This is a genomic window from Vibrio scophthalmi, assembly GCF_040869025.1.
Taxonomy (GTDB): Bacteria; Pseudomonadota; Gammaproteobacteria; order Enterobacterales; family Vibrionaceae; genus Vibrio; species Vibrio scophthalmi.
Genome location: NZ_CP134271.1, coordinates 595,349 through 616,405, shown reverse-complemented (window position 1 = coordinate 616,405; position 21,057 = coordinate 595,349). Strand labels below are relative to the sequence as shown.

The window sequence follows — 21,057 nt, the reverse complement described above, 5'->3', positions numbered from 1 at the left end:
TAGCTGTAATTCAAATTTGACAAAAAAAAGTGCGCAAACGTTTGCTTTTGATGTTACATCACAAAAACAATTGCTTTATAATGCCTGCGCAACGGCTAGGTAGGATTGGCATGAGTTTGTAATGGATGTTGTTTAACCATTTGAATTTATTCCAATATTACTTTCATTAATCGTAGAGAGACCTAAGCACATGAGAATTTTGCGTGGCTCCCCAGCTCTTTCAGAGTTTCGTGTTAACAAGCTTCTTGAACTTTGCCGTGAACAGCAATTACCTGTGACCGCTATTTACGCTGAGTTTATGCATTTTGCTAACTTGACGGCCGAGCTTGCTCAGCCTGAGCTTGAGAAGTTAGAAAAACTCCTCACTTATGGCCCAACTATTGAAGAGCACGATCCAGCAGGATTGCTACTTCTTGTGACGCCACGCCCAGGCACTATCTCGCCATGGTCTTCAAAAGCAACAGATATTGCTCGTAACTGCGGTTTGGACCAAGTTCAACGTCTTGAGCGCGGTACAGCGTATTATGTTGAAACCTCTACAGAGCTGAACGAACTGCAAAAGCTTGAGCTTAAAGCCATCTTGCACGATCGTATGATGGAAGTGGTTTTCACCGATGTTGAATCTGCAGAGGCACTGTTTAAAGTGTCACAACCTGCACCATACGCTGAAGTGGATCTACTGGCCGGTGGTCGCGCTGCGCTTGAAAAAGCAAACGTTACCCTAGGTCTTGCTTTAGCTGAAGATGAGATTGATTACTTGCTAGAAAGCTTTACCGAAAAGCTTGGCCGTAACCCTACTGATATCGAATTGATGATGTTTGCTCAAGCGAACTCTGAGCACTGTCGTCATAAGATCTTCAACGCAGATTGGACTATCGACGGTGTTAAACAAGATAAATCATTGTTCAAAATGATTAAGAACACCTTTGAAGTCACCCCTGATCACGTTCTTTCTGCTTATAAAGATAACGCGGCAGTCATGACGGGCTCAGAAGTGGGTCGTTTCTTCCCAGATCCAGAAACTCGCCAGTACAACTACCATCAAGAGAAGACTCACATCTTGATGAAAGTTGAAACCCATAACCACCCAACGGCTATTTCCCCATGGCCGGGTGCATCAACGGGTTCTGGTGGCGAGATCCGCGATGAAGGCGCAACGGGTATTGGTGGTAAGCCAAAAGCAGGTCTTGTGGCATTCTCTGTCTCGAACCTTAAAATCCCGAACTTTGTTCAACCTTGGGAAACCGATTTTGGTAAGCCAAGCCGTATCGTTACTGCGTTAGATATCATGCTTGAAGGCCCACTTGGTGGCGCTGCATTCAACAACGAATTTGGTCGTCCAAACCTACTAGGTTACTTCCGTACTTACGAAGAGAAGGTAAATTCTCACGCAGGTGAAGAAGTACGTGGTTACCACAAGCCAATCATGCTAGCTGGTGGTCTTGGTAATATCCGTGATGAGCATGTGCAGAAGAAAGAGATCCCAGTCGGTGCAAGCCTAATCGTTCTTGGTGGTCCTGCGATGAACATCGGCCTTGGTGGCGGAGCGGCATCTTCTATGGATTCTGGTTCTTCTTCTGAAGATTTAGATTTCGCTTCGGTACAACGTGAAAACCCAGAGATGGAGCGTCGTTGTCAGGAAGTGATTGACCGTTGTTGGCAGCTAGGTGATGCGAACCCAATCGCGTTTATCCATGATGTGGGCGCGGGCGGTATCTCGAATGCTCTTCCTGAGTTAGTAGACGATGGTGAGCGTGGCGGTATCTTTAACCTACGTGACGTACCAAACGATGAGCCGGGTATGAGCCCACTTGAGATCTGGTGTAACGAATCTCAAGAGCGCTATGTAATGGCGGTAGCGGATAAAGACATGCCAACGTTCGATGCGATTTGTAAGCGTGAGCGTGCACCATACGCAGTGGTGGGTAAGGCAACGGAAGAGCGTGAACTTAAACTGCAAGATTCACACTTCGACAACACGCCAATCGATATGCCAATGGACATCTTATTAGGTAAAACACCTAAGATGCACCGTGACGCGCAAACGCTAAAAGTGAACAATCCTGCGATTGACCGTTCTGGTATCGAAATCAACGAAGCGGTTGACCGTGTTCTTCGCCTACCAACTGTGGCAGAGAAAACCTTCCTTATTACAATTGGCGACCGTTCAGTAACTGGCCTTGTGGCTCGTGACCAAATGGTGGGTCCATGGCAGGTACCTGTTGCTAACTGTGCGGTAACGGCGGCAAGCTACGATTCTTACCACGGTGAGGCGATGTCTCTTGGTGAGCGTACGCCAGTGGCATTGCTAGACTTCGGTGCATCGGCTCGTCTAGCCGTTGGTGAAGCAATCACTAACATCGCAGCGACCAATATCGGCGATATCAAACACATTAAACTGTCGGCGAACTGGATGTCTCCAGCGGGCCACCCTGGTGAAGATGCCGGTCTTTACGAAGCGGTTAAAGCGGTTGGTGAAGAGCTATGTCCAGCGTTGGGTCTTACTATCCCGGTGGGTAAAGACTCTATGTCGATGAAGACTAAGTGGGAAGAGAATGGCGAGCAGAAAGAAGTGACGTCTCCGCTATCTCTTGTTATCACTGCATTTGCTCGTGTTGAAGATGTTCGTAAAACGATTACGCCTCAGCTGCGCACCCCGAGTAACCTTGAAGGCTTAGGCGCTACAAGCTTAGTTCTTATCGACCTAGGTAACGGCAAAAACCGTTTAGGTGCCACGGCACTAGCGCAAGTTTACAAGCAGCTTGGTGATAAGCCCGCTGACGTAGACAACGCGGCGCAACTAAAAGGTTTCTACGAAGGTGTTCAAACGCTGGTTGCTAACGACCAAGTTGTGGCTTACCACGATAAAGGCGACGGCGGTCTATTCGTTACTCTAGCTGAAATGGCATTCGCAGGTCACTGTGGTGTTAATGCAAATATTGAAGCGCTAGGTGAAGACACTCTGGCTGCACTATTCAACGAAGAGCTAGGTGCGGTCATCCAAGTTCGCAACGATGATTTAGATGCTGTTCTTTCTACGCTTGCTGCAAACGGTCTAGAAGCGTGTTCACACATTATCGGTTCTGTTGAAGATTCTGATCAGCTCGTGATTAAGTCTGGCGAGTCTATCGTGATTGAACGTAACCGTACGGAACTACGTACTATCTGGGCTGAGACGACGCATAAGATGCAAGGTCTACGTGACAACCCAGCATGTGCTGACCAAGAACATGAAGCGAAGAAAGATAACTCAGATCCTGGTCTGAACGTGAAACTGAGCTTTGATGTGAACCAAGACATTGCAGCGCCATATATTGCCAAAGGCTTGAAGCCGAAGATGGCGATTCTACGTGAGCAGGGTGTTAACTCACACGTTGAAATGGCCGCAGCATTCGACCGTGCAGGTTTTGAAGCAACGGATATTCACATGAGCGATATCCTAACCGGTCAAGCGGTACTTGATGAGTACCAAGGTCTTGTGGCTTGTGGCGGTTTCTCTTACGGTGATGTACTCGGCGCGGGCGAAGGCTGGGCTAAGTCGGTTCTGTTTAACGACTCGACTCGTGAGCAATTTGCCAACTTCTTCAAGCGTGAAGATACTTTCTCTCTCGGTGTGTGTAACGGTTGTCAGATGCTGTCTAACCTACGTGAACTTATCCCAGGTGCTGAGTACTGGCCACGTTTCGTTCGCAACGAATCAGAGCGTTTCGAAGCTCGCTTCAGCCTAGTTGAAGTTCAGAAATCGGATTCTGTCTTCTTTAACGGTATGGAAGGTTCTCGTATGCCAATCGCGGTTTCTCACGGTGAAGGCCGCGTAGAAGTGCGTGACAACGACCACCTAAATGCGATTGAAAACTCAGGTACGGTTGCACTGCGTTACGTTGATAACCACGGTAACCCAACGCAGCAATACCCGAACAACCCGAACGGTTCACCAAACGCGATCACCGGCCTAACAACGACGGATGGTCGCGTGACTATCATGATGCCGCACCCTGAGCGTGTATTCCGTACCGTTGCCAACTCTTGGTCTCCAGAAGGTTGGGGCGAGAATGGCGCGTGGATGCGTATGTTCCAAAACGCACGTAAGAATGTGGGTTAATCGCGATAAAGTTCGTCAACGTTAACAAAAATAGAAAAGCGCTGGTTGAGAGACTGGCGCTTTCTTTTAGGGCTTAGCCTGATAGGACGCTACGCTTCGAGAGGCGGGAACGCTTCGCTCTAGAAATCGAGAGGTATGCGCTGGAATATTAAAGAGAGATACATGGATTCAAAAGTGGTTGACAGTACTTGTCCCTAAATAGGCAAAATGAAATCGTCTCTCGTCTCTCGTCTCTCGTCTCTCGTCTCTCGTCTCTCGTCTCTCGTCTCTCGTCTCTCGTCTCTCGTCTCTCGTCTCTCGTCTCTCGTCTCTCGTCTCTCGTCTCTCGTCTGCGGTAAAAAACTTGCAGCGTTTCGATAACTTTTATGCTCTAATACCGCGCTTACCAAGGGATGGTGTTAAACAGCTCAGCTTCGATGGAGTTATCAAGTTGACCGATCCCTGAATAATCCCTAGGAAATAGAAATGTCTAAGAACAAAAAATTTGCAATTCGTGTGTCTGAAAAGCGCACTGGTTGGACTGCTGAAATCACTCGTCAAGTGACCTCTCGTAAAACGGTTGTTTCTAAGCGTGAAGCTGGTTTTGAAAGTGAAGAGCTTGCACAAGCTTGGGCTGAAAAAGAGCTATTGGGTTTTGTGAAAAACCAAGCAGAGCGTAACGAGCGTAAAGGCCAACAACGTGTTGAGCGTAACGAACGTCAAGAGCGTCTAGAACGTGAAGCAGCAGAACGTAAAGCAGCGTTCCTTCAAGCTCGTAGCGAAGCTAACGATGCGGCAGACGAAGATTTCGACGACTACGAAGACTAATATTTAGTCTTATCTCGTTGTAAAAAAACCGCCCTCAGGCGGTTTTTTTGTCTCTAAAATCGCAGTTTCGCGTTTAGCGAAACTGACCAACCTCAGGTAAAAACTCAAATCCAGCACTGGCCAGTTTGGTTTCTAAATCAGTTTTATCGATATCAAAAAATGCAACCAACTCATCCAGATCGCCATTGAAATCGTCGCGCAGTTTCAAGTTGACGATACTCATCAGCATGATGGTATCCATGCTTTTAAAATTGGCTAAATCCATGTCTAATCCTCGAAGTCAGAGATAAGCAGGTTAGCTGCCGCAAAGGCCGCTTTTTCACGAATAGCAAGCTCAAGCGTTGTATCCGCAGCAATTTCATTTAACGTACGAACCGCGCAGGTAATGGCTTGAGGGATATAGCCTTGATCGCCACTGCCAATCTGTGCATAAAGCTCGCGTATTAAGTCACAACAATCATAAACTTTCATCGTCATTTACTTCCAATCAAAATGAGAACTGGTCTCAATATACACAGAGTCACGAGCAAACTCAAAGTGAGAGCTTGCGCTATCTCAAGGCTTGTGTGGAAATGCGGTTAATTTATGCAATCCGATTAGCCAATGCGGATTAGCTTGGGCTGTTTACTTGCATTTCAAGCTGTTGCGTGACCTCTGGATCCAGTTTTAGTTGCTTCGCTAATTCTTGCAGATAAGCCTTTTCCATAAAGTTTTGTTCATCAACCACCAGTAGAGATGCAAGATAAATTTCAGCCGCTTGTTGCGGTGTTGAAGCTAAACGAGCGATTTGAATTGGATCGAGTGGTTTATTGAGCTCTTGCTGTACTAGCTCACGCAGGTGTTGATCGCCACCGGATTGTTCAATAGCGGCATCGATTTGCGCCATCTCGTCATTGTCCACGTGACCATCGGCTTTTGCCGCAGCAATCATGGCTTTAATGATTAGCTGACTGTGTATGGGTTGGTTTTGATCAAATGGTTCGTTGCTGGTGGCTGAGCTAGATTGTTTGCCTTGCCAATCGTTATAGACCTTATAGGCAAGCGCCCCAAGCGCGGCTGCGCCACCAACCTTGAGGGCGTTTTTACCAATTTTAGCGCCCATTTTTTTACTCTTTTTCGACCCCATGAGTAGCCCGACTAAGCCGCCGCCGACTGCACCCGCGCCAAGAGTCTTCAATGATCCTGAGCTGGATTGTTTTTTGAGTTGCTGTTGACCTTGGCGCACGATATCTGAATTCAGTGCTTGGTTCAGTAGAGATTTTAGATCCATAAGAAGCTCCAGTAGTGGCGTAATTAACTCTTAGAGTGAGTGTAAGAACATTAGCAGAGCAAAAATGAACGTAAGATTAATGGGATAGGGTTTTGAGAGTCGAGATTGAAGCGAGAATAGAATCGGGAAGCGAGATTGAGAGGCGAGATTGAAGAGACGAGAAGCGAGATTAAAGAGGTGAGAATCGAGAGTTTAGAAGCGAGATAAAAGAATCGAGAAACGAGAGGTGGGTAACTTCTCGCCTCTCGCTTTTCTCGCCTCTCGAGCGAAGCGTTCTGCTGTTAGCTTTTTCTCGTCTCTCGAGCGAAGCGTTCTGCTTTTCTCGAATCTCGAAGCGCTACTCCGGTGCGTAACCGTGCATGCTGAGCAGATCGCCATCAAGGTAAGCGGCTTTGCCATCGACCATTTCTAAACGGCCTTCAACAAACCATTTTGCGACCATTGGATAGATGCGGTGCTCTTGGTTTTGCACGCGTTCGGTGAGAGTTTCTACCGTGTCTTCATCAAAGATAGGCACTTTAGCTTGCAAGATCACCGGACCACCATCAAGTTGCTCGGTAACAAAGTGCACACTGGTGCCGTGTTCTTCATCACCGGCATGAATGGCACGCTGGTAGGTGTTAAGGCCTGGATATTTCGGCAATAGAGAAGGGTGGATGTTAATCATGCGGCCCATGTAGTGGCGAACGAATTCGCCACTTAGAATACGCATATAACCAGCAAGGATGACTAAATCAGGTTTAAACTCATCCATTTGGCGCATCAACTCATGATCGAAAGCGTCGCGAGTATCGAACGCTTTAGGATCAAGAAATACTCCAGCAGCTCCGGCGTTTTTTGCACGCTCAAGCGCATAGGCTTCCGCTTTATTTGAGAATACGGCGGTCACTTTGCCATCGGTGATTGAAGAATCACACGCATCAATGATGGCCTGTAGGTTGGAGCCATTTCCAGAAACTAAAACAACGATACTCTTCATACTTAATTGATCTCTACTTGCTCTTCGCCTGCTTGTGCTGGAGCAATTTTACCAATTACCCATGCATTTTCGCCTTCTTGTTGCAGCAACTTGACGGCTGCGTCTGCTTGGTCAGCAGGTAGTGCAACAACTAAGCCTACACCACAGTTGAAGGTACGGTACATCTCGTGTGTCGTGACGTTACCTTTCTCTTGTAGCCATTTAAAGATAATTGGCCACTCCCAGCTGTTACCATCAACCACGGCTTTAGTGCCTTGTGGTAGAACGCGTGGGATGTTTTCCCAGAAACCGCCACCAGTAATGTGCGAGATAGCATGAATGTCATGCTGCTCGATCATTTTTAGTGCCGATTTAATGTAAATACGAGTGGGTTCAAGTAGGTGCTCACCGATAGTACGACCTGCAAGCTCTTCGTTCTTGTCTGCGCCAGATACTTCAAGGATCTTACGCACCAAAGAGTAGCCATTTGAGTGAGGGCCGCTAGAACCGACAGCAATCAGTGCGTCACCAGCGGCCACTTTGCTACCGTCGATGATGTCTTCTTTCTCGACAACGCCAACACAGAAGCCAGCAACGTCATAGTCTTCACCTTCGTACATGCCTGGCATTTCTGCTGTTTCACCACCAATGAGTGAACAACCCGCTTGAATACAACCCTCAGCAATACCAGTAACAACGTCTGCTGCGGTATCAACATCGAGTTTGCCTGTTGCGTAGTAATCAAGGAAGAATAGTGGCTCGCCGCCTTGAACGATAAGATCGTTAACACACATCGCCACAAGGTCGATGCCGATGGTGTCATGTTTGTTCATATCCAATGCAAGGCGAAGTTTTGTACCCACGCCATCAGTACCCGATACCAAGACTGGCTGCTTATATTTGGTTGGCAATTCACAAAGTGCACCAAAGCCACCAATTCCACCCATAACCTCTGGGCGACGAGTACGTTTCACCGCACCTTTAATGCGATCAACAAGTGCATTACCTGCATCGATATCAACGCCAGCATCTTTATAACTTAGAGAAGTATTATTGCCACTCACAGGAAGTCCTCGGTTAAGTAAGTTGGATATGAGAAAACGGCGTTATTCTACCAGTTGATAAATACCAATAGCAAACGTTTGCGTGAGTTTTTTATCTTATACAAGATCAAGAAATTGAGAACGAAATCGTTTATAATCTGAAGGTTTATTTGAAAAATACCCTATTTGCCGGAGATGGACATGAAAGTTGTTGAAGTAAAACACCCGCTTGTTAAACACAAAATTGGTCTAATGAGAGAAGGTGACATCAGCACTAAGCGCTTCCGCGAGTTAGCGACTGAAGTTGGTAGCCTACTAACTTATGAAGCAACCGCAGACTTTGAAACAGAGAAAGTGACCATTGATGGTTGGAATGGCCCTGTTGAAGTAGATCAAATCAAAGGTAAAAAAGTAACGGTAGTGCCAATCCTACGTGCTGGTCTTGGCATGATGGATGGTGTACTTGAGCATATGCCAAGCGCACGTATCAGTGTTGTTGGTATTTACCGTGATGAAGAAACACTTGAGCCAGTACCATACTTTAACAAGCTTGCTTCAAACATCGATGAGCGTATCGCACTTGTGGTTGACCCAATGCTTGCAACGGGCGGCTCTATGATCGCAACGATCGATCTACTAAAAGAGAAAGGTTGTCAGGCAATCAAAGTACTTGTACTTGTTGCGGCTCCAGAAGGTATTGAAGCTCTAGAAAAAGCGCACCCAGATGTAGAACTATACACGGCTGCGATCGATGAAAAACTGAATGACAAAGGTTACATCGTTCCTGGTCTTGGTGACGCAGGCGATAAGATCTTCGGTACTAAGTAAACCGAATCCAATAAAAAAGAGGAGCTGATGCTCCTCTTTTTTTGTGTTTAGAATATCTTCTCACAGAGCACGTTAGCCCGAGTAGGGGATCTCGCCCTTTTTCTCGATTCTGCTCTTAGCTTCTCGATTCTAAACTCTCGAATCTCGAATCTCGAATCTCGAATCTCGAATCTTGTTTCTGCTCTCAGCTCTGTTTACTTCTTCAAACCCAATGTACCACCAACGCGTGGTTTATTGCTTGGGCGTGATGAGTTTGGACGCGATGAACTCGGACGAGAGTTATTGTCGTTCGAACGGCCTTTATAGCTCGGCTTGTCATTGTACCGGTCGTTATTGCGCTTATCGTTGCTACGGTCGTCGTTGTTGTTACGATTACCTGAGCGATCATTGCTACGACTTTGACCACGTTCGTTACTACGCTCACGATTTTGCTCACCATGACGACCTTTCTTTGAGTTAGGTGCATGGCGGAACTCGTCAGCATTACGGCCTTTAAAAGTACGTGTGTTTTGATTACGGCGCGCGGTTGACTCTTGGTTCTCTTCGCGGCTATCAAACAATTTAGCGTCAGTTGCTTTGCGAATGTGTTTGCCTTTAGCATCGGTCTTTGACGCTTCTTCGGTACTGACAGAACCTTCACACATGGCATGAATTTCGTTGATTTCGTCATCGCTTAAATAGCGCCAGCGGCCATTTGGAATATCATCCAGCGTGATGTTCATGATACGAACACGACGCAGTTTAAATACTTCATAACCCAGAGCTTCACACATGCGACGAATTTGACGGTTTAAGCCTTGCGTCAATACGATGCGGAATGAAAATTTGGTTTCTTTGGTGACTTTACATGGCAGAGTAACGGTATCAAGGATGTTAACGCCTGCGCCCATACGACGGATAAAATCGTCTGTGATTGGCTTATCAACACGCACCACATACTCTTTTTCGTGGTTGTTGCCAGCACGCAAGATCTTGTTAACGATGTCGCCATCATTGGTTAGAAAGATCAGACCATCAGAAGGTTTATCAAGACGACCAATCGGGAAGATACGTGAGCGGTGGCCAATAAAATCAACAATGTTGCCCGGAATGTCGCGTTCGGTAGTACAGGTAATACCGGTTGGCTTATTTAGAGCAATATAGACAGGTTTTTCTTTGGCTTTGAGCGGTTGACCGTCAATGCAAACATCATCACCAGACATAACTTTGGTACCCATTTCAGGGATCTGACCATTAATGGTGACACGACCTTGGTCAATCAGCTTATCTGCTTCACGACGAGAGCAGTAGCCAGTTTCACTGATGTATTTATTTAGACGTTTAGCGTTATCTTGTGACATTTAGGTCTTCCTCAACGTTTCCCAACGGCAGTTAATTAGAAAAAAATGCAGCCCTATGGCTGCATTTCACATTTTAACACTAAGAGAAAGCCTTAACCTAACCGTTTTTGATGGCGCTCACGGTTTTCTAGCTTCTTTTCTTGGCTTTTTCGCAACAAGACATAAACCGCGCCAGTACCACCATGGAATTGTTGAGCGCTGTGCACCGATTGCACTTCTTTAATCTGCACTAACCATTGGGCAAGATAGCTTTTCATCTGTGCGGGTGGATTAGAACGCTCACCACGACCGTGCACAATGAGCACAGTACGAATATCCATGCGGATACATTGCTTTAAGAAGATCACTACTTCGTCGCGGGCTTGCTTTAGCGTGCGACGGTGTAGGTCCAATTTCGCTTGAATGGGGTACTTGCCTAATCTGAGCTTACGGTAGACGCCTTCTTGCACACCATCGCGTTTGAACTCGATGATCGCTTCTGGTTTTAGCGAAGGGGCGTAATCAATCGAGAGATAATCAGGATCTTCTTCAGTTAGCCAAATAGCCGCCGCTTGCTTAGCGAGCTGCGCATCACTGGTGTGATGAATCTTTTTTAGCTCGGCAGTGTCGTTATTAATTGGTTTTACGTCACCCATCATTTGCTGAAAAAGGGTGAAATCGTCGTCTTGAGACATAGAGGCATCTCAGGGTAAGAATCTAATGGGATAATTATACGAAAGCTTAATGGTAAAAGGGCAAATTTTTAAGGGATACAGAGCAGTTAGTGAACGGAGTGTGATTAGACGAGAGTGGAGAGTTAAAATGGTTGTAGAGTGGCTTACGCAGTAACGCGAAAAACCCGAAGTAGATAGATTATCTACTTCGGTGCAAGGCGCTACAGTTGCCTACCGCGATGCTAAGCGATCTAGTGAGGAGATTTGTCAGTCATTACTTTGTAAACGATGAAGCCACCGTAGAAGAACATAAGACCTAAAGCGCTGAAGATGACTAACATTGATGACAGCCCTACCGCATTACCAAAAAGAAGTTCAAGCCAAAAGTCCATGTTTCCCCCAAAGTTTTTGAAGACAGGTTTACGTTAACGGATGGGGTTTAAAATGATAATGATCTGGATCAATTGTATCCTTTTGGTTGTTATTGTGTTCTTTTTTGTGCGCTTCCAATCACACTTTGTGGCCCGTTGCTGATGTTTTAGGCAAACGAACAATAAAAGCAAAAAAGCTTAATGAAATCACTTGCGTTAAGTTCAGGAATCCGTAATATACGCCTCGTCGACAGGCAATACGACTTGTAAGACATCTCGGTGAATAGCGCAGCTTGGTAGCGCATCTGGTTTGGGACCAGAGGGTCGGGGGTTCGAATCCCTCTTCACCGACCACTTTTAAGAAAAAGGCTCTACAGAAATGTAGAGCCTTTTTCGTATCTGTACGTTTTATATATCCCCCATGCTCAAAGCGCAGGAAAAGAATCAGCACTTGGAAAAAGATCTCCGATCTCTCGGTGACCCTAACGTGCATGATGAACCTATAAACCTATGAATTTAGTACTTAAATTCGCAGTTCGCATTGCTGCTGGTTGAGCGCTGAGTGACGGTAAAGCCTTTATTACGCAGTAGTGACACTAGGCTATCTCGGCCTATCAGGTGTAATGTCCCCACAACCACTAAATAGTTGCCTTGTTTCTTTGGTAAAATTTCTCTGCTCGCGAGCTTATTCGCCCAATCTTGATTGCGCTGATAGATGAATGCTTGCTCAAATTCAGGCGACATTTCTGTTAAGTACGAAAATTCATTGAGTTTCGCGATATCACCACTCTTCCAGCTCTTAATTAAGCAGTGCATTGCATTTTCTGAATGATCAAACTGTTCGATCGCATTCGTGAGTAGCTCTTGCCCACCATTGGCTTGCTGGGTGAGAAGATCAATTTGAAATTGCAGCGACTCTAAACCCAGCACGGGCTTACCTTGGTTAATCGCTTGCGACAGTAGCCAAAGATCCACCCCATCTTGAGGTTTGTAGCCTAAGTATTCGATTTGCTTCATTTGTATTGCCAATGCAGATGCCCAAGGTGGGGTTTGTAGCAGCTGTTCTCCATTTAGATTGAGCAGGTTGGCAATTCCAAGCAACTCCTTTTGCTGATGTTGTGAGAGAACATCTTGACTGAGAACTTGAGAGTGAGGGTATTGCACCTTGTTCTGGTTGCGGATGTCAGCCTCAAGGATGATGCCATCAGAATGGGTTAAAAAGGTGGTGATAGCCGCGGGCAATGGGTACATGTCAGCATCACCGACGTGGACTGAGCCGACGAGCAATAAGTTGAGCTTACCCTTGCTTGCTTGCCAGTAGAGAGGCTCTGCAGTGGATAATTGGCTAAAGAAGAAGGTTGTGAGTAAGCAAATCAGTCGAATCATAGAGAGTCACAAAAGGCGCATTAATCAGATTGATTGTAAGCATGAGTCTAATTGCGTTGCTATGCAACACTCATCGTCAGGCCTTTCTGCTGGTTATCTCTGATCGGTTGAACAAAGGGATTAGTTTGCAGTAATAATTAAGCCCTCGTCAAAGTGAACTAATTTTTTGATGTGAAATAACTCGCAAAAAATGAATCGTGTCTCACTGGGTAGAGATAAAAAAGCCCAGTCTAAAATGACTGGGCTCTATCAATCGCAAAAGAACGAATTAAGCGATTTGTGACTGCTGCTCTTCGAGCTGTTGCTCGATGCTGATCGGTGCTTCTGCACCGTGCATCCAGCGTACCAGAGTGTTTGAGAAAAACAGGAGTACCACACCGCTAATTGTTGCGGTTACCGCGATGCCACTAAAGATAGACAGTGCACCTAGCTCACCCACGTGCGAGCCAACGTAACCTGCAACATAGTTTGCGATAGCATTACAACCAAACCATGCTCCCATCATCAGTGATGCTAGACGCAGTGGCGCTAGTTTAGTGACCAGTGATAGACCAATCGGTGATAGGCATAGCTCACCCAGGGTATGGAAGAAGAATGCGCCGACTAACCAAAGCATAGAGGTTTTTACGGTTGTATCACCGCCTTGTTCCATGACAGCACCTACCATACATAGGAAGCCAAGTGCGAGGAAGAACATTGCCATAGCAAACTTCACTGGCGAGTTTGGTTCACGTTTGCCCAGTTTTACCCAAAGAACAGCAAGCAACGGCGCAAGTGTAATGATAAAGAATGGGTTAAGTGACTGGAACCAAGCCGCGGGCACTTCAAAGCCACCGATCATACGGTCGGTATATTGTTGAGTGTAGATGTTCATCAGACCGCCAGCTTGTTCAAAGCCAGCCCAGAATACGATAGTAAAGACACTCATCACTAAGATAACTTTAATTCGATCGAACTCTTCTTTAGTCAGAGGTTCTTTTTTATTTGAGTTTTTAAGCTCTAGATCGCGCTTAGCTGCAGGCTCACGACCGATATCGCCAAGGCATGATTGTGCGAATGAAAGTTGCATTACTAGGCTCATCAGCATACCAATGCCAGCAGCAACAAAGCCCGCTTTCCAACCAAATTCATTAGTTACTGAACCCGAAACGACACCGGCCAGTAGTGCACCAATGTTGATGCCCATGTAGAAGATAGTGAATGCGCCATCACGACGGTTGTCGCCTTCTTGGTAAAGGTCACCCACCATGGTTGAGATATTTGGTTTAAACAGACCATTACCGGTGATCAATAGCGCCAAACCGAGGTAGAAGCTGTGCATCATCGTCATGCCAAGCATGTCAGATGGCAGTGCCAAGGTAAATTGACCGATCGCCATTAGTGCGCCACCAATTAAAATTGAGCGACGTTGACCAAGGTAGTTATCGGCTAACCAGCCGCCGATAAGCGGTGTGATGTAGACGAGTCCAGTATAAATGCCGTAGAGATCTAGAGCATCTTTAGTCGACCAGCCTAAGCCACCATTTATAGTTGTATCTGTTAAATACAAAACCAAAATAGCGCGCATCGCATAGTAAGAGAAGCGTTCCCAAAGCTCAGTGCCGAAAAGCAGAAATAGACCACGAGGATGGCCCAAAAATTGTCGATGTTGTGTTTGCATAAGTTTTACTAATAGTTATGAATAGAGAATTTTATAGCGGTAATACCTATACATGATGAAATTACGTAATGCAAATTATCTATAATTAGGAGTGATAAGGAAAAGTGTGATAAGTGGCTGAAATTTGGCTTTTTAGTGTTGAAATTGCGCTATTTTTGTTCGTTTAAAAACTAAGGTTTCATATTTGAGTGGCAGTTTTATAGCGATAAAAAGGTGATTAAATGATTGGTTTTATTCTACAAAATAAAAAAAGGGACGCCAAAGCGCCCCCTTTTGATGTGATTGACTTTTAGTAAGCGTCGTTGTGAACAGCTTTCACCGCGCGCCCAGAAGGATCTGCACAGTTTTTGAACGACTCATCCCACTCAATCGCTTTCGCTGATGAACAGGCGACAGATGGACCACCAGGAACACACTCTGCCGCAGAAGGCAGCGGGAACAACTCTTCAAAGATTTCACGGTATACGTAGCCTTCTTTGGTGGTCGGTGTGTTGTATGGGAAGCGGAACGCCGCTGTTTCTAGTTGCTGCTGCGTTACTTTTTCTTCTGCTACTTCTTTTAATGTATCAATCCAGCTATAACCAACGCCGTCAGAGAACTGCTCTTTTTGACGCCATGCAATCGACTCTGGCAGATAGTGTTCAAAACACTCACGTAAGATGTGTTTTTCCATCTTACCGTTGCCACACATCTTATCCGCAGGATTGAGGCGCATTGCAACATCGATAAACTCTTTATCAAGGAAAGGTACACGGCCTTCTACGCCCCATGCAGCGAGTGACTTGTTGGCGCGAGCACAATCGAACATGTTCAGTGCTAGCAGTTTACGCACGGTCTCTTCATGGAACTCTTGAGCATTAGGGGCTTTATGGAAGTAGAGGTAACCGCCAAAGATTTCATCCGCACCTTCACCAGACAACACCATCTTGATGCCCATGGCTTTGATCTTGCGACCAAGCAGGAACATCGGCGTTGAAGCTCGAATCGTCGTGACATCGTAGGTTTCGATATGATAGATAACATCACGAATCGCATCCAAACCTTCTTGAATGGTGTAGGTCATCTCATGGTGAACGGTACCAATTTGATCGGCGACTTCACGAGCGGCTTTCAAATCAGGCGCACCTTCAAGACCAATCGCGAATGAGTGCAATTGTGGCCACCATGCTTCTGATTGCTCATCATCCTCGATACGCATTGCTGCATAGCGTTTTGCGACAGCAGAAGTAATTGATGAATCAAGACCACCAGAAAGAAGCACACCATAAGGCACATCGGTCATTAGTTGGCGTTTAATCGCTGCTTCAAGCGCTGCGGTTAGCTCTTCTTTACTGGTGTGGTTATCTTTTACTGCGGCGTAGTCGTTCCAATCACGCAGGTAGTAGCGTTGTGGCTCGCTATCTTGGCTGCTGTAGCTGCAACCCGGAGGGAATTCACTAATGGTTTTACACACCGGAACCAGGGCTTTCATCTCAGAGGCGACAAAGTAGTTACCGTGCTCATCGTAGCCTTGGTAAAGAGGGATAATACCAATGTGGTCGCGGCCAACCAGATATTGATCTTTATCTTCGTCATAGAGAACAAAAGCGAAAATACCGTTAAGTTCTTCTAACAGTGCTTCACCCATATCTTGGTAGAGTGCCAGAATGACTTCGCAGTCAGAGTCAGTTTGGAAGTCGTACTTGCCTTCGTAGCGGGCACGGATCTCTTTATGGTTATAGATTTCGCCATTAACCGCCAGTATGTGTTTGCCATTTGGGCTATAGATTGGTTGCGCACCACTGTTGAGGCCGACGATGGCTAAACGTTCGTGAGCAAGAATCGCTTTATCTGAAGAATAGATACCCGACCAATCCGGTCCGCGGTGGCGTAGTTTTTTCGACATCTCAAGTGCGATAGGGCGCAGTTGAGCAGCGTCACTTTTAATATCTAAAATGCCAAAAATTGAACACATACTAATCCCTTATTTAAACTGTATTTATTTCTTGTATATAAACTTGCCATTCTGGTTAAGAAATGCAACCCATAGCGATAAAAAAAATCACAAAAGTGCCATTGCATTAAATAATATTTAATTTAACTTCGTTTGATTAAAAAAAATCCACCATTTGGTGGATTTTAGACCGTTTATCTAAGGGCACTAACTAAAGCATTAAAAAAACTATGGTTTTTCAAAACTTGGTCGCAACTGTTCGCAAACGTGACGGGCAAAGCCGCTACCTGCCTCACTATAAATGTTAAAGGCTGCGTCAACGCCATGCTCTAGCAGTGTATCCAGTTGATCTGGGTATTCGGCAATCGCCGCTATTTGGCCTTGATAGTTTCTTAGGTGTAATTGTTCGAGTGCGATTTGGTTACCTTGATGGTGTGGCATTGCTAACAGCACAAGTTTCACTTTACCAGTATCCAAAATACGCTCCCAAAAATCGGGGTCGGTCGCGTCACCGGAAATCACGTTTCGGCCATGCGCTTTATGGATATGCGCCGCTTCTTCACGTACCTCAATCCCTAGGCTGATTTTGCCGTAACGTTGGCGTAGTTCGTCGTAAGCACCAGTACCAATACGGCCCATACCTAAGATAAGAATTTGTGCGTGGCCAGGATTGATTAATTGATCGCGCACATTCAATTTTTCTGCAGCGTGCTCTTTTAACCAACGTCCTGAACGTTGATAAAGTGCGTGACCTTGGCGGTTGATTGGCGCGGCAAGGACAAAAGAAATTGATACCGCAATCGCCAGTGCAACCAAAATGTCACCGCTCATCCAACCCATCTTAAAGGCCAAGCCGCCAACAATCAGGCCAAACTCACTGTAGTTAAATAGACTAAGTGATGAGAGTAGTGAGGTACGCACGCGGAATTTGAATGAGTTCAGTACTAAGAAGTAGAGAATGCCTTTTAGTGGCAGCATCAGCATAAAGATCAAAGCCAAGGCAAAGCCAGCCAGCGTTGGTTGTTCTGATAAACCGATGTTGAGGAAGAAGCAGACTAAAAATAGCTCTTTGAGGTTAAACAGTGACTTGGATAACTCTGAGGCTTTTTTGTGTCCAGCCAGCAACATACCCAAAATCAAAGCGCCAAGATCGGCTTTCATACCTACCAATTCGAATAGTCCAGCCCCGACAACGAGTGCGAAGAAGATGCCAAAGAGTACCAGCATCTCACCGTGACCAACCCAGTCGAGCAGTTTATAGAATAGGGGACGCATTAATGGCAACGCGAATAAGACAATCGCATACCATTCCGGCAATTTTCCAGTCGATGCCGTTAGGAAGATCACCGCGAAGATGTCTTGCATAACCAAGATGCCAATCGCGATTGTGCCGTAGGTTGCGTTGAGCTCGCCTTTTTCTTGCAAAGATTTTACCGCAAAAACGGTACTAGAGAAGGAGAGGGCAAAGCCAAGCAAGACGATTTGATCAACGCTCATTGCGCTGAGTGAACCCACACCGAGAATTTTTAAGCACAATAAAGCGGCTGAGAAGAGTGCAGTAGACAACACATTGTGAATGGTTGCTCCGGCCCAGATCTCTTTAGACAGCAAGGTTTTGAGGTCAAGCTTCAAACCAATGGTGAACAGCAGCAAGGTTACACCCAGATCGGCGAGGGTAATGATGGTGTCGTTGGAGCTAAAACCTGCGGCTTTTAAACCAAAACCAGCCAGTAAGAAGCCAACCAGTGGGGGCAGGTTACATTTCAACGCTACAAAGCCTGCGATAAATGCAGCTGAAATTAAGATGATTTCCATACAATAAAACTACTCTGTCCCTAAAACGAAAAAGGCTATGTCATTGACATAGCCTGTTATTCTAACTCAACTTGTTGCTTAAGCGATCAGTCTTCCAGTAATTTTTGTAACAAAACCCCGTTTAACATAGCGCGTTTGATCATCGCAAAGGCACTCATGGTCGGTTGTTTGTCGATCTGTGAAGCGACTATCGGTAGTTCTGCGTGGAAAGTTGGCAGCGATTGGTTTTCAACATTACGACGAATCGCAGGGAAGAGAATATCTTCACAGCTGGTAATGTCGCCAGCAATGATCACTTTTTGTGGATTAAACAAGTTGATAGTCATTGCGATGGCTTTACCCAATTGGTTACCAACACGAACCAGACTTTGGGTGGCCAGTTCGTCACCTCGATTGGCGTGCTCGCAAACATCTTTAATGGTAATGCTGCTCAGTTCACTTAGGCTTGACTCGTAGCCTTGTGCGGTAAGCTTTTTCACACGTTCAATAATGGCAGGGTTTGCGGCGACGGTTTCTAAACAACCGAAGTTCCCACATTGGCATTGCTCACCAAGTGGATCAATTTGGATGTGACCAATTTCGCCTACGTTGCGGTTATAGCCTAAGAATACTTGACCATTAACGATAATACCCGCACCAGTACCGCGATGAACACTCACTAGAATAGAATCTTGGCAATCTTGACTGGCACCAAAGTAATGTTCGGCTAATGCCATGCCACGCACGTCGTTGCCGACGAAGCACTCAACATGGAAGGTATTAGTAATGAGATCACCAATCGCCAAGTTATCCACATTGATATTAGGCATATACTCAACCACACCCGTTTCAGGGTTGATCAAGCCAGGTAGCGCAACACCAATAGCGATTAATTGGTTAATGGTCGATTGATTATATTGAATGAAGTTCTTGAGGAATAACAGCAACCCATCGACAAGCTCGCCCTGGGTGGTGTAATAGAACTCTTGATAGTCAGACGCCAGTTCTTTACCGCCAAGATCAAACAGACTGAACTGAATGTAATCTCGACCTAAACGAACGGCCACTGAGTGAAAGGGCGCTTCTTCTGTCGTCAGCGATATTGCACGACGACCGCCAGTAGAGGCTTGTTGAGCGACCTCTTTAATGAGGCCGCGTTCGAGAAGTTGGCGGGTAATCTTAGTCACGCTCGCAGGAGCTAGATGACTGACATCAGCAACCTGTATCCGCGAAATAGGACCTTGTTGATCGATCAGTCTGTACACTGCTGCACTGTTTAGTTGTTTAACTAAATCTACGTTACCTATTTGTCCGCCATTCATGTCTACACTTGCTCGTATTGTCCGTTAACAATATTCGCTTGGATTTGGAAGTCGCGATTAAACACGGTTAGGTTAGCAATCATGCCTTTCTTAACTCGGCCTAATTTGTGATCAACTCCAATTGCTTTTGCTGGGTACAAAGTAGCCATGCGGATAGCTTCATCCAAAGCGATTCCGACGTGCTCAACAGTATTTTGTACTGCTTCAATCATAGTGAGAGCTGAGCCGCCCAATGTGCCGTTTTCATCAACACACTTACCTTCTCGGTAATATACTTTCTTACCAACAAAAATAAAGTAATCCATGTTGGCACCTGCAGGAGCTGTGGCATCGGTCACTAATACTAATTTTTCACCTTTAATTTTGTGAGCGATACGGATGTTTGCGTAGTCCACATGGAAACCATCAGCAATGATACCGGCATAAACATCAGGCGTATCGTAAATAGCACCAACCACACCCGGCTCACGGCCGACCATTGGTGTCATCGCATTAAACAGGTGAGTGGCAAAAGTGATACCGTGCTCAAAGCTTTCACGTGCTTCTGCGTAAGTTGCATTGGTGTGACCGATAGAAACCACAATACCCGCTTCTTTTAGGCGAGCGATGTGCGCAGGATCGTTATGCTCAGGCGCCAGTGTTACTTTGGCGATAACGTCAGCGTTAGCACACATGAAGTCAACCATGCTGTCATCTGATGGACGAATGTAATCAACGCTGTGAATCCCTTTTTTCGCTACGTTAAGGTAAGGACCTTCAAGGTGCAAACCTAGCGATTGGTTTTGGTATTTCTCTTGGTATTCACGAGCAGCGGCAACAGATTGACGCATATCTTCATCTGAAGAGGTGATAAGCGTAGGGAGGAAGCTAGTACAGCCAGATTTTAGGTTAGCTTCATGCATGGTTTGCATTGTTTCTGCGGTGATTTCATCATTTAACATCACACCGCCACAACCATTCAACTGCAAGTCAATAAAGCCAGGGCTTAGGTTTGCACCGTCTAGGTCACGGGTTTCGATACCTGCTGGTAACTCAGAAACAGGACACACAGATTCGATGACGTTGTTATTGATAATGACAGCGTGGTCAACCAGAACATCGTTGCCTGTATAGATTTTACAGTTTGTTAGCGCATACATGATTAGCTAATCCTTATAAAGTTGAACTCTTGAAATTTTGTCGCGACCCAAAACTGGAGACAAAATCCTCACTTGTTTACTTTATTTGTGAGCTTCAATTAGGTCGCAAAATATCTTTAGCAAATGAAGGATATTCCCTCTCTTAGCATGATTGACGTGCACTTCATCGCGAAATCAATCCATTAGTAATGGCAATATTGTTATTAGAGCTAAGGCCTTATGCAATAAGACATTAAACTTGAATGTTTCGTATTTCAGTGCGGCGAATAATATCTGCTAAATGGCATTTTTTTGAATTGTAAAATAAGTTTTATGATCTCGCTAGCAAAAACCTTCCGCTATACCTATTTCTGGTGATTATGATCACAAATGATAAGGTTTTAATTTGCGGAGCAAAATTAATGTCATAAACTGAGTTCGACTAAATTGAGCAACAAAAAAAAGTCGCTCG

17 protein-coding genes and 1 tRNA gene are annotated in these 21,057 nt (G+C 45.6%); 4 read left to right on the top strand and 14 right to left on the bottom strand.

Going from position 1 to position 21,057, the window contains the following annotated elements:
* Positions 1-190: 190 nt before the first annotated feature.
* Together purL and RJD38_RS02705 are read left to right on the top strand one after the other, a co-directional pair.
* Complete coding sequence (gene purL / locus RJD38_RS02710; protein WP_065545136.1) at positions 191-4,102, top strand: phosphoribosylformylglycinamidine synthase; 3,912 nt, start codon at positions 191-193, stop codon at positions 4,100-4,102.
* Positions 4,103-4,567: 465 nt separating this feature from the next.
* Entirely contained in the window at positions 4,568-4,909 is a 342-nt protein-coding gene (locus RJD38_RS02705) for a DUF3622 domain-containing protein (RefSeq protein WP_005599319.1), read from the top strand.
* 73 nt (positions 4,910-4,982) lie between these two features.
* Here the strand turns inward: RJD38_RS02705 and RJD38_RS02700 are convergent, their stop codons facing one another.
* The 5 genes from RJD38_RS02700 to purM form a co-directional block, all read right to left on the bottom strand.
* Positions 4,983-5,174 carry a DUF4250 domain-containing protein gene (locus RJD38_RS02700; RefSeq protein WP_005599320.1) on the bottom strand — a complete coding sequence of 64 codons (192 nt, stop codon included), beginning with the start codon at positions 5,172-5,174 and terminating at the stop codon, positions 4,983-4,985.
* Positions 5,175-5,176: 2 nt separating this feature from the next.
* Entirely contained in the window at positions 5,177-5,380 is a 204-nt protein-coding gene (locus RJD38_RS02695) for a YaeP family protein (protein WP_005599321.1), read from the bottom strand.
* 139 nt (positions 5,381-5,519) lie between these two features.
* Entirely contained in the window at positions 5,520-6,179 is a 660-nt protein-coding gene (locus RJD38_RS02690; RefSeq protein WP_065430760.1) for a tellurite resistance TerB family protein, read from the bottom strand.
* Between the two features lie 337 nt (positions 6,180-6,516).
* On the bottom strand, positions 6,517-7,158 hold the full coding sequence (purN, locus tag RJD38_RS02685; protein WP_009384595.1) for a phosphoribosylglycinamide formyltransferase: 642 nt from the start codon (positions 7,156-7,158) through the stop codon (positions 6,517-6,519).
* A gap of 2 nt (positions 7,159-7,160) precedes the next feature.
* On the bottom strand, positions 7,161-8,201 hold the full coding sequence (gene purM / locus RJD38_RS02680) for a phosphoribosylformylglycinamidine cyclo-ligase (protein ID WP_005599328.1): 1,041 nt from the start codon (positions 8,199-8,201) through the stop codon (positions 7,161-7,163).
* A gap of 180 nt (positions 8,202-8,381) precedes the next feature.
* Between purM and upp the strand changes: the two genes are divergently transcribed.
* Positions 8,382-9,008 carry a uracil phosphoribosyltransferase gene (gene upp, locus RJD38_RS02675; RefSeq protein ID WP_005599329.1) on the top strand — a complete coding sequence of 209 codons (627 nt, stop codon included), beginning with the start codon at positions 8,382-8,384 and terminating at the stop codon, positions 9,006-9,008.
* Between the two features lie 194 nt (positions 9,009-9,202).
* On the opposite strand, the gene rluF is transcribed toward upp, so the two are convergent.
* From rluF to RJD38_RS02660, 3 genes are all read right to left on the bottom strand, one after another.
* A complete protein-coding gene (rluF, locus tag RJD38_RS02670) occupies positions 9,203-10,348 on the bottom strand; it encodes a 23S rRNA pseudouridine(2604) synthase RluF (protein WP_065430759.1) in 1,146 nt (381 codons plus the stop codon).
* A gap of 92 nt (positions 10,349-10,440) precedes the next feature.
* Positions 10,441-11,022 carry a DNA endonuclease SmrA gene (smrA, locus tag RJD38_RS02665; RefSeq protein ID WP_005599332.1) on the bottom strand — a complete coding sequence of 194 codons (582 nt, stop codon included), beginning with the start codon at positions 11,020-11,022 and terminating at the stop codon, positions 10,441-10,443.
* Between the two features lie 230 nt (positions 11,023-11,252).
* Positions 11,253-11,393: a DUF3149 domain-containing protein gene (locus RJD38_RS02660; RefSeq protein ID WP_005599333.1), complete on the bottom strand. Its 141-nt coding sequence runs from the start codon at positions 11,391-11,393 to the stop codon at positions 11,253-11,255.
* 256 nt (positions 11,394-11,649) lie between these two features.
* Between RJD38_RS02660 and RJD38_RS02655 the strand changes: the two genes are divergently transcribed.
* Positions 11,650-11,726, top strand: a tRNA-Pro gene (locus tag RJD38_RS02655).
* Positions 11,727-11,888: 162 nt separating this feature from the next.
* Here the strand turns inward: RJD38_RS02655 and RJD38_RS02650 are convergent.
* The 6 genes from RJD38_RS02650 to nagA form a co-directional block, all read right to left on the bottom strand.
* Positions 11,889-12,758: a TraB/GumN family protein gene (locus RJD38_RS02650; protein WP_065430758.1), complete on the bottom strand. Its 870-nt coding sequence runs from the start codon at positions 12,756-12,758 to the stop codon at positions 11,889-11,891.
* Positions 12,759-13,026: 268 nt separating this feature from the next.
* The gene (locus tag RJD38_RS02645) at positions 13,027-14,418 is read right to left on the bottom strand and encodes a peptide MFS transporter (RefSeq protein ID WP_005599337.1); all 1,392 of its coding nucleotides are present in this window, start codon (positions 14,416-14,418) and stop codon (positions 13,027-13,029) included.
* Between the two features lie 289 nt (positions 14,419-14,707).
* Positions 14,708-16,372 (bottom strand): asparagine synthase B, encoded by a 1,665-nt coding sequence (gene asnB / locus RJD38_RS02640; RefSeq protein ID WP_005599338.1) that lies wholly within the window; start codon positions 16,370-16,372, stop codon positions 14,708-14,710.
* 207 nt (positions 16,373-16,579) lie between these two features.
* Entirely contained in the window at positions 16,580-18,166 is a 1,587-nt protein-coding gene (locus tag RJD38_RS02635) for a cation:proton antiporter family protein (RefSeq protein WP_005599339.1), read from the bottom strand.
* 86 nt (positions 18,167-18,252) lie between these two features.
* A complete protein-coding gene (locus tag RJD38_RS02630) occupies positions 18,253-19,467 on the bottom strand; it encodes a DNA-binding transcriptional regulator NagC (protein WP_005599340.1) in 1,215 nt (404 codons plus the stop codon).
* 2 nt (positions 19,468-19,469) lie between these two features.
* Positions 19,470-20,606, bottom strand: a complete 1,137-nt coding sequence (nagA, locus tag RJD38_RS02625) for an N-acetylglucosamine-6-phosphate deacetylase (RefSeq protein WP_005599341.1) — start codon at positions 20,604-20,606, stop codon at positions 19,470-19,472.
* Positions 20,607-21,057: the final 451 nt, after the last annotated feature.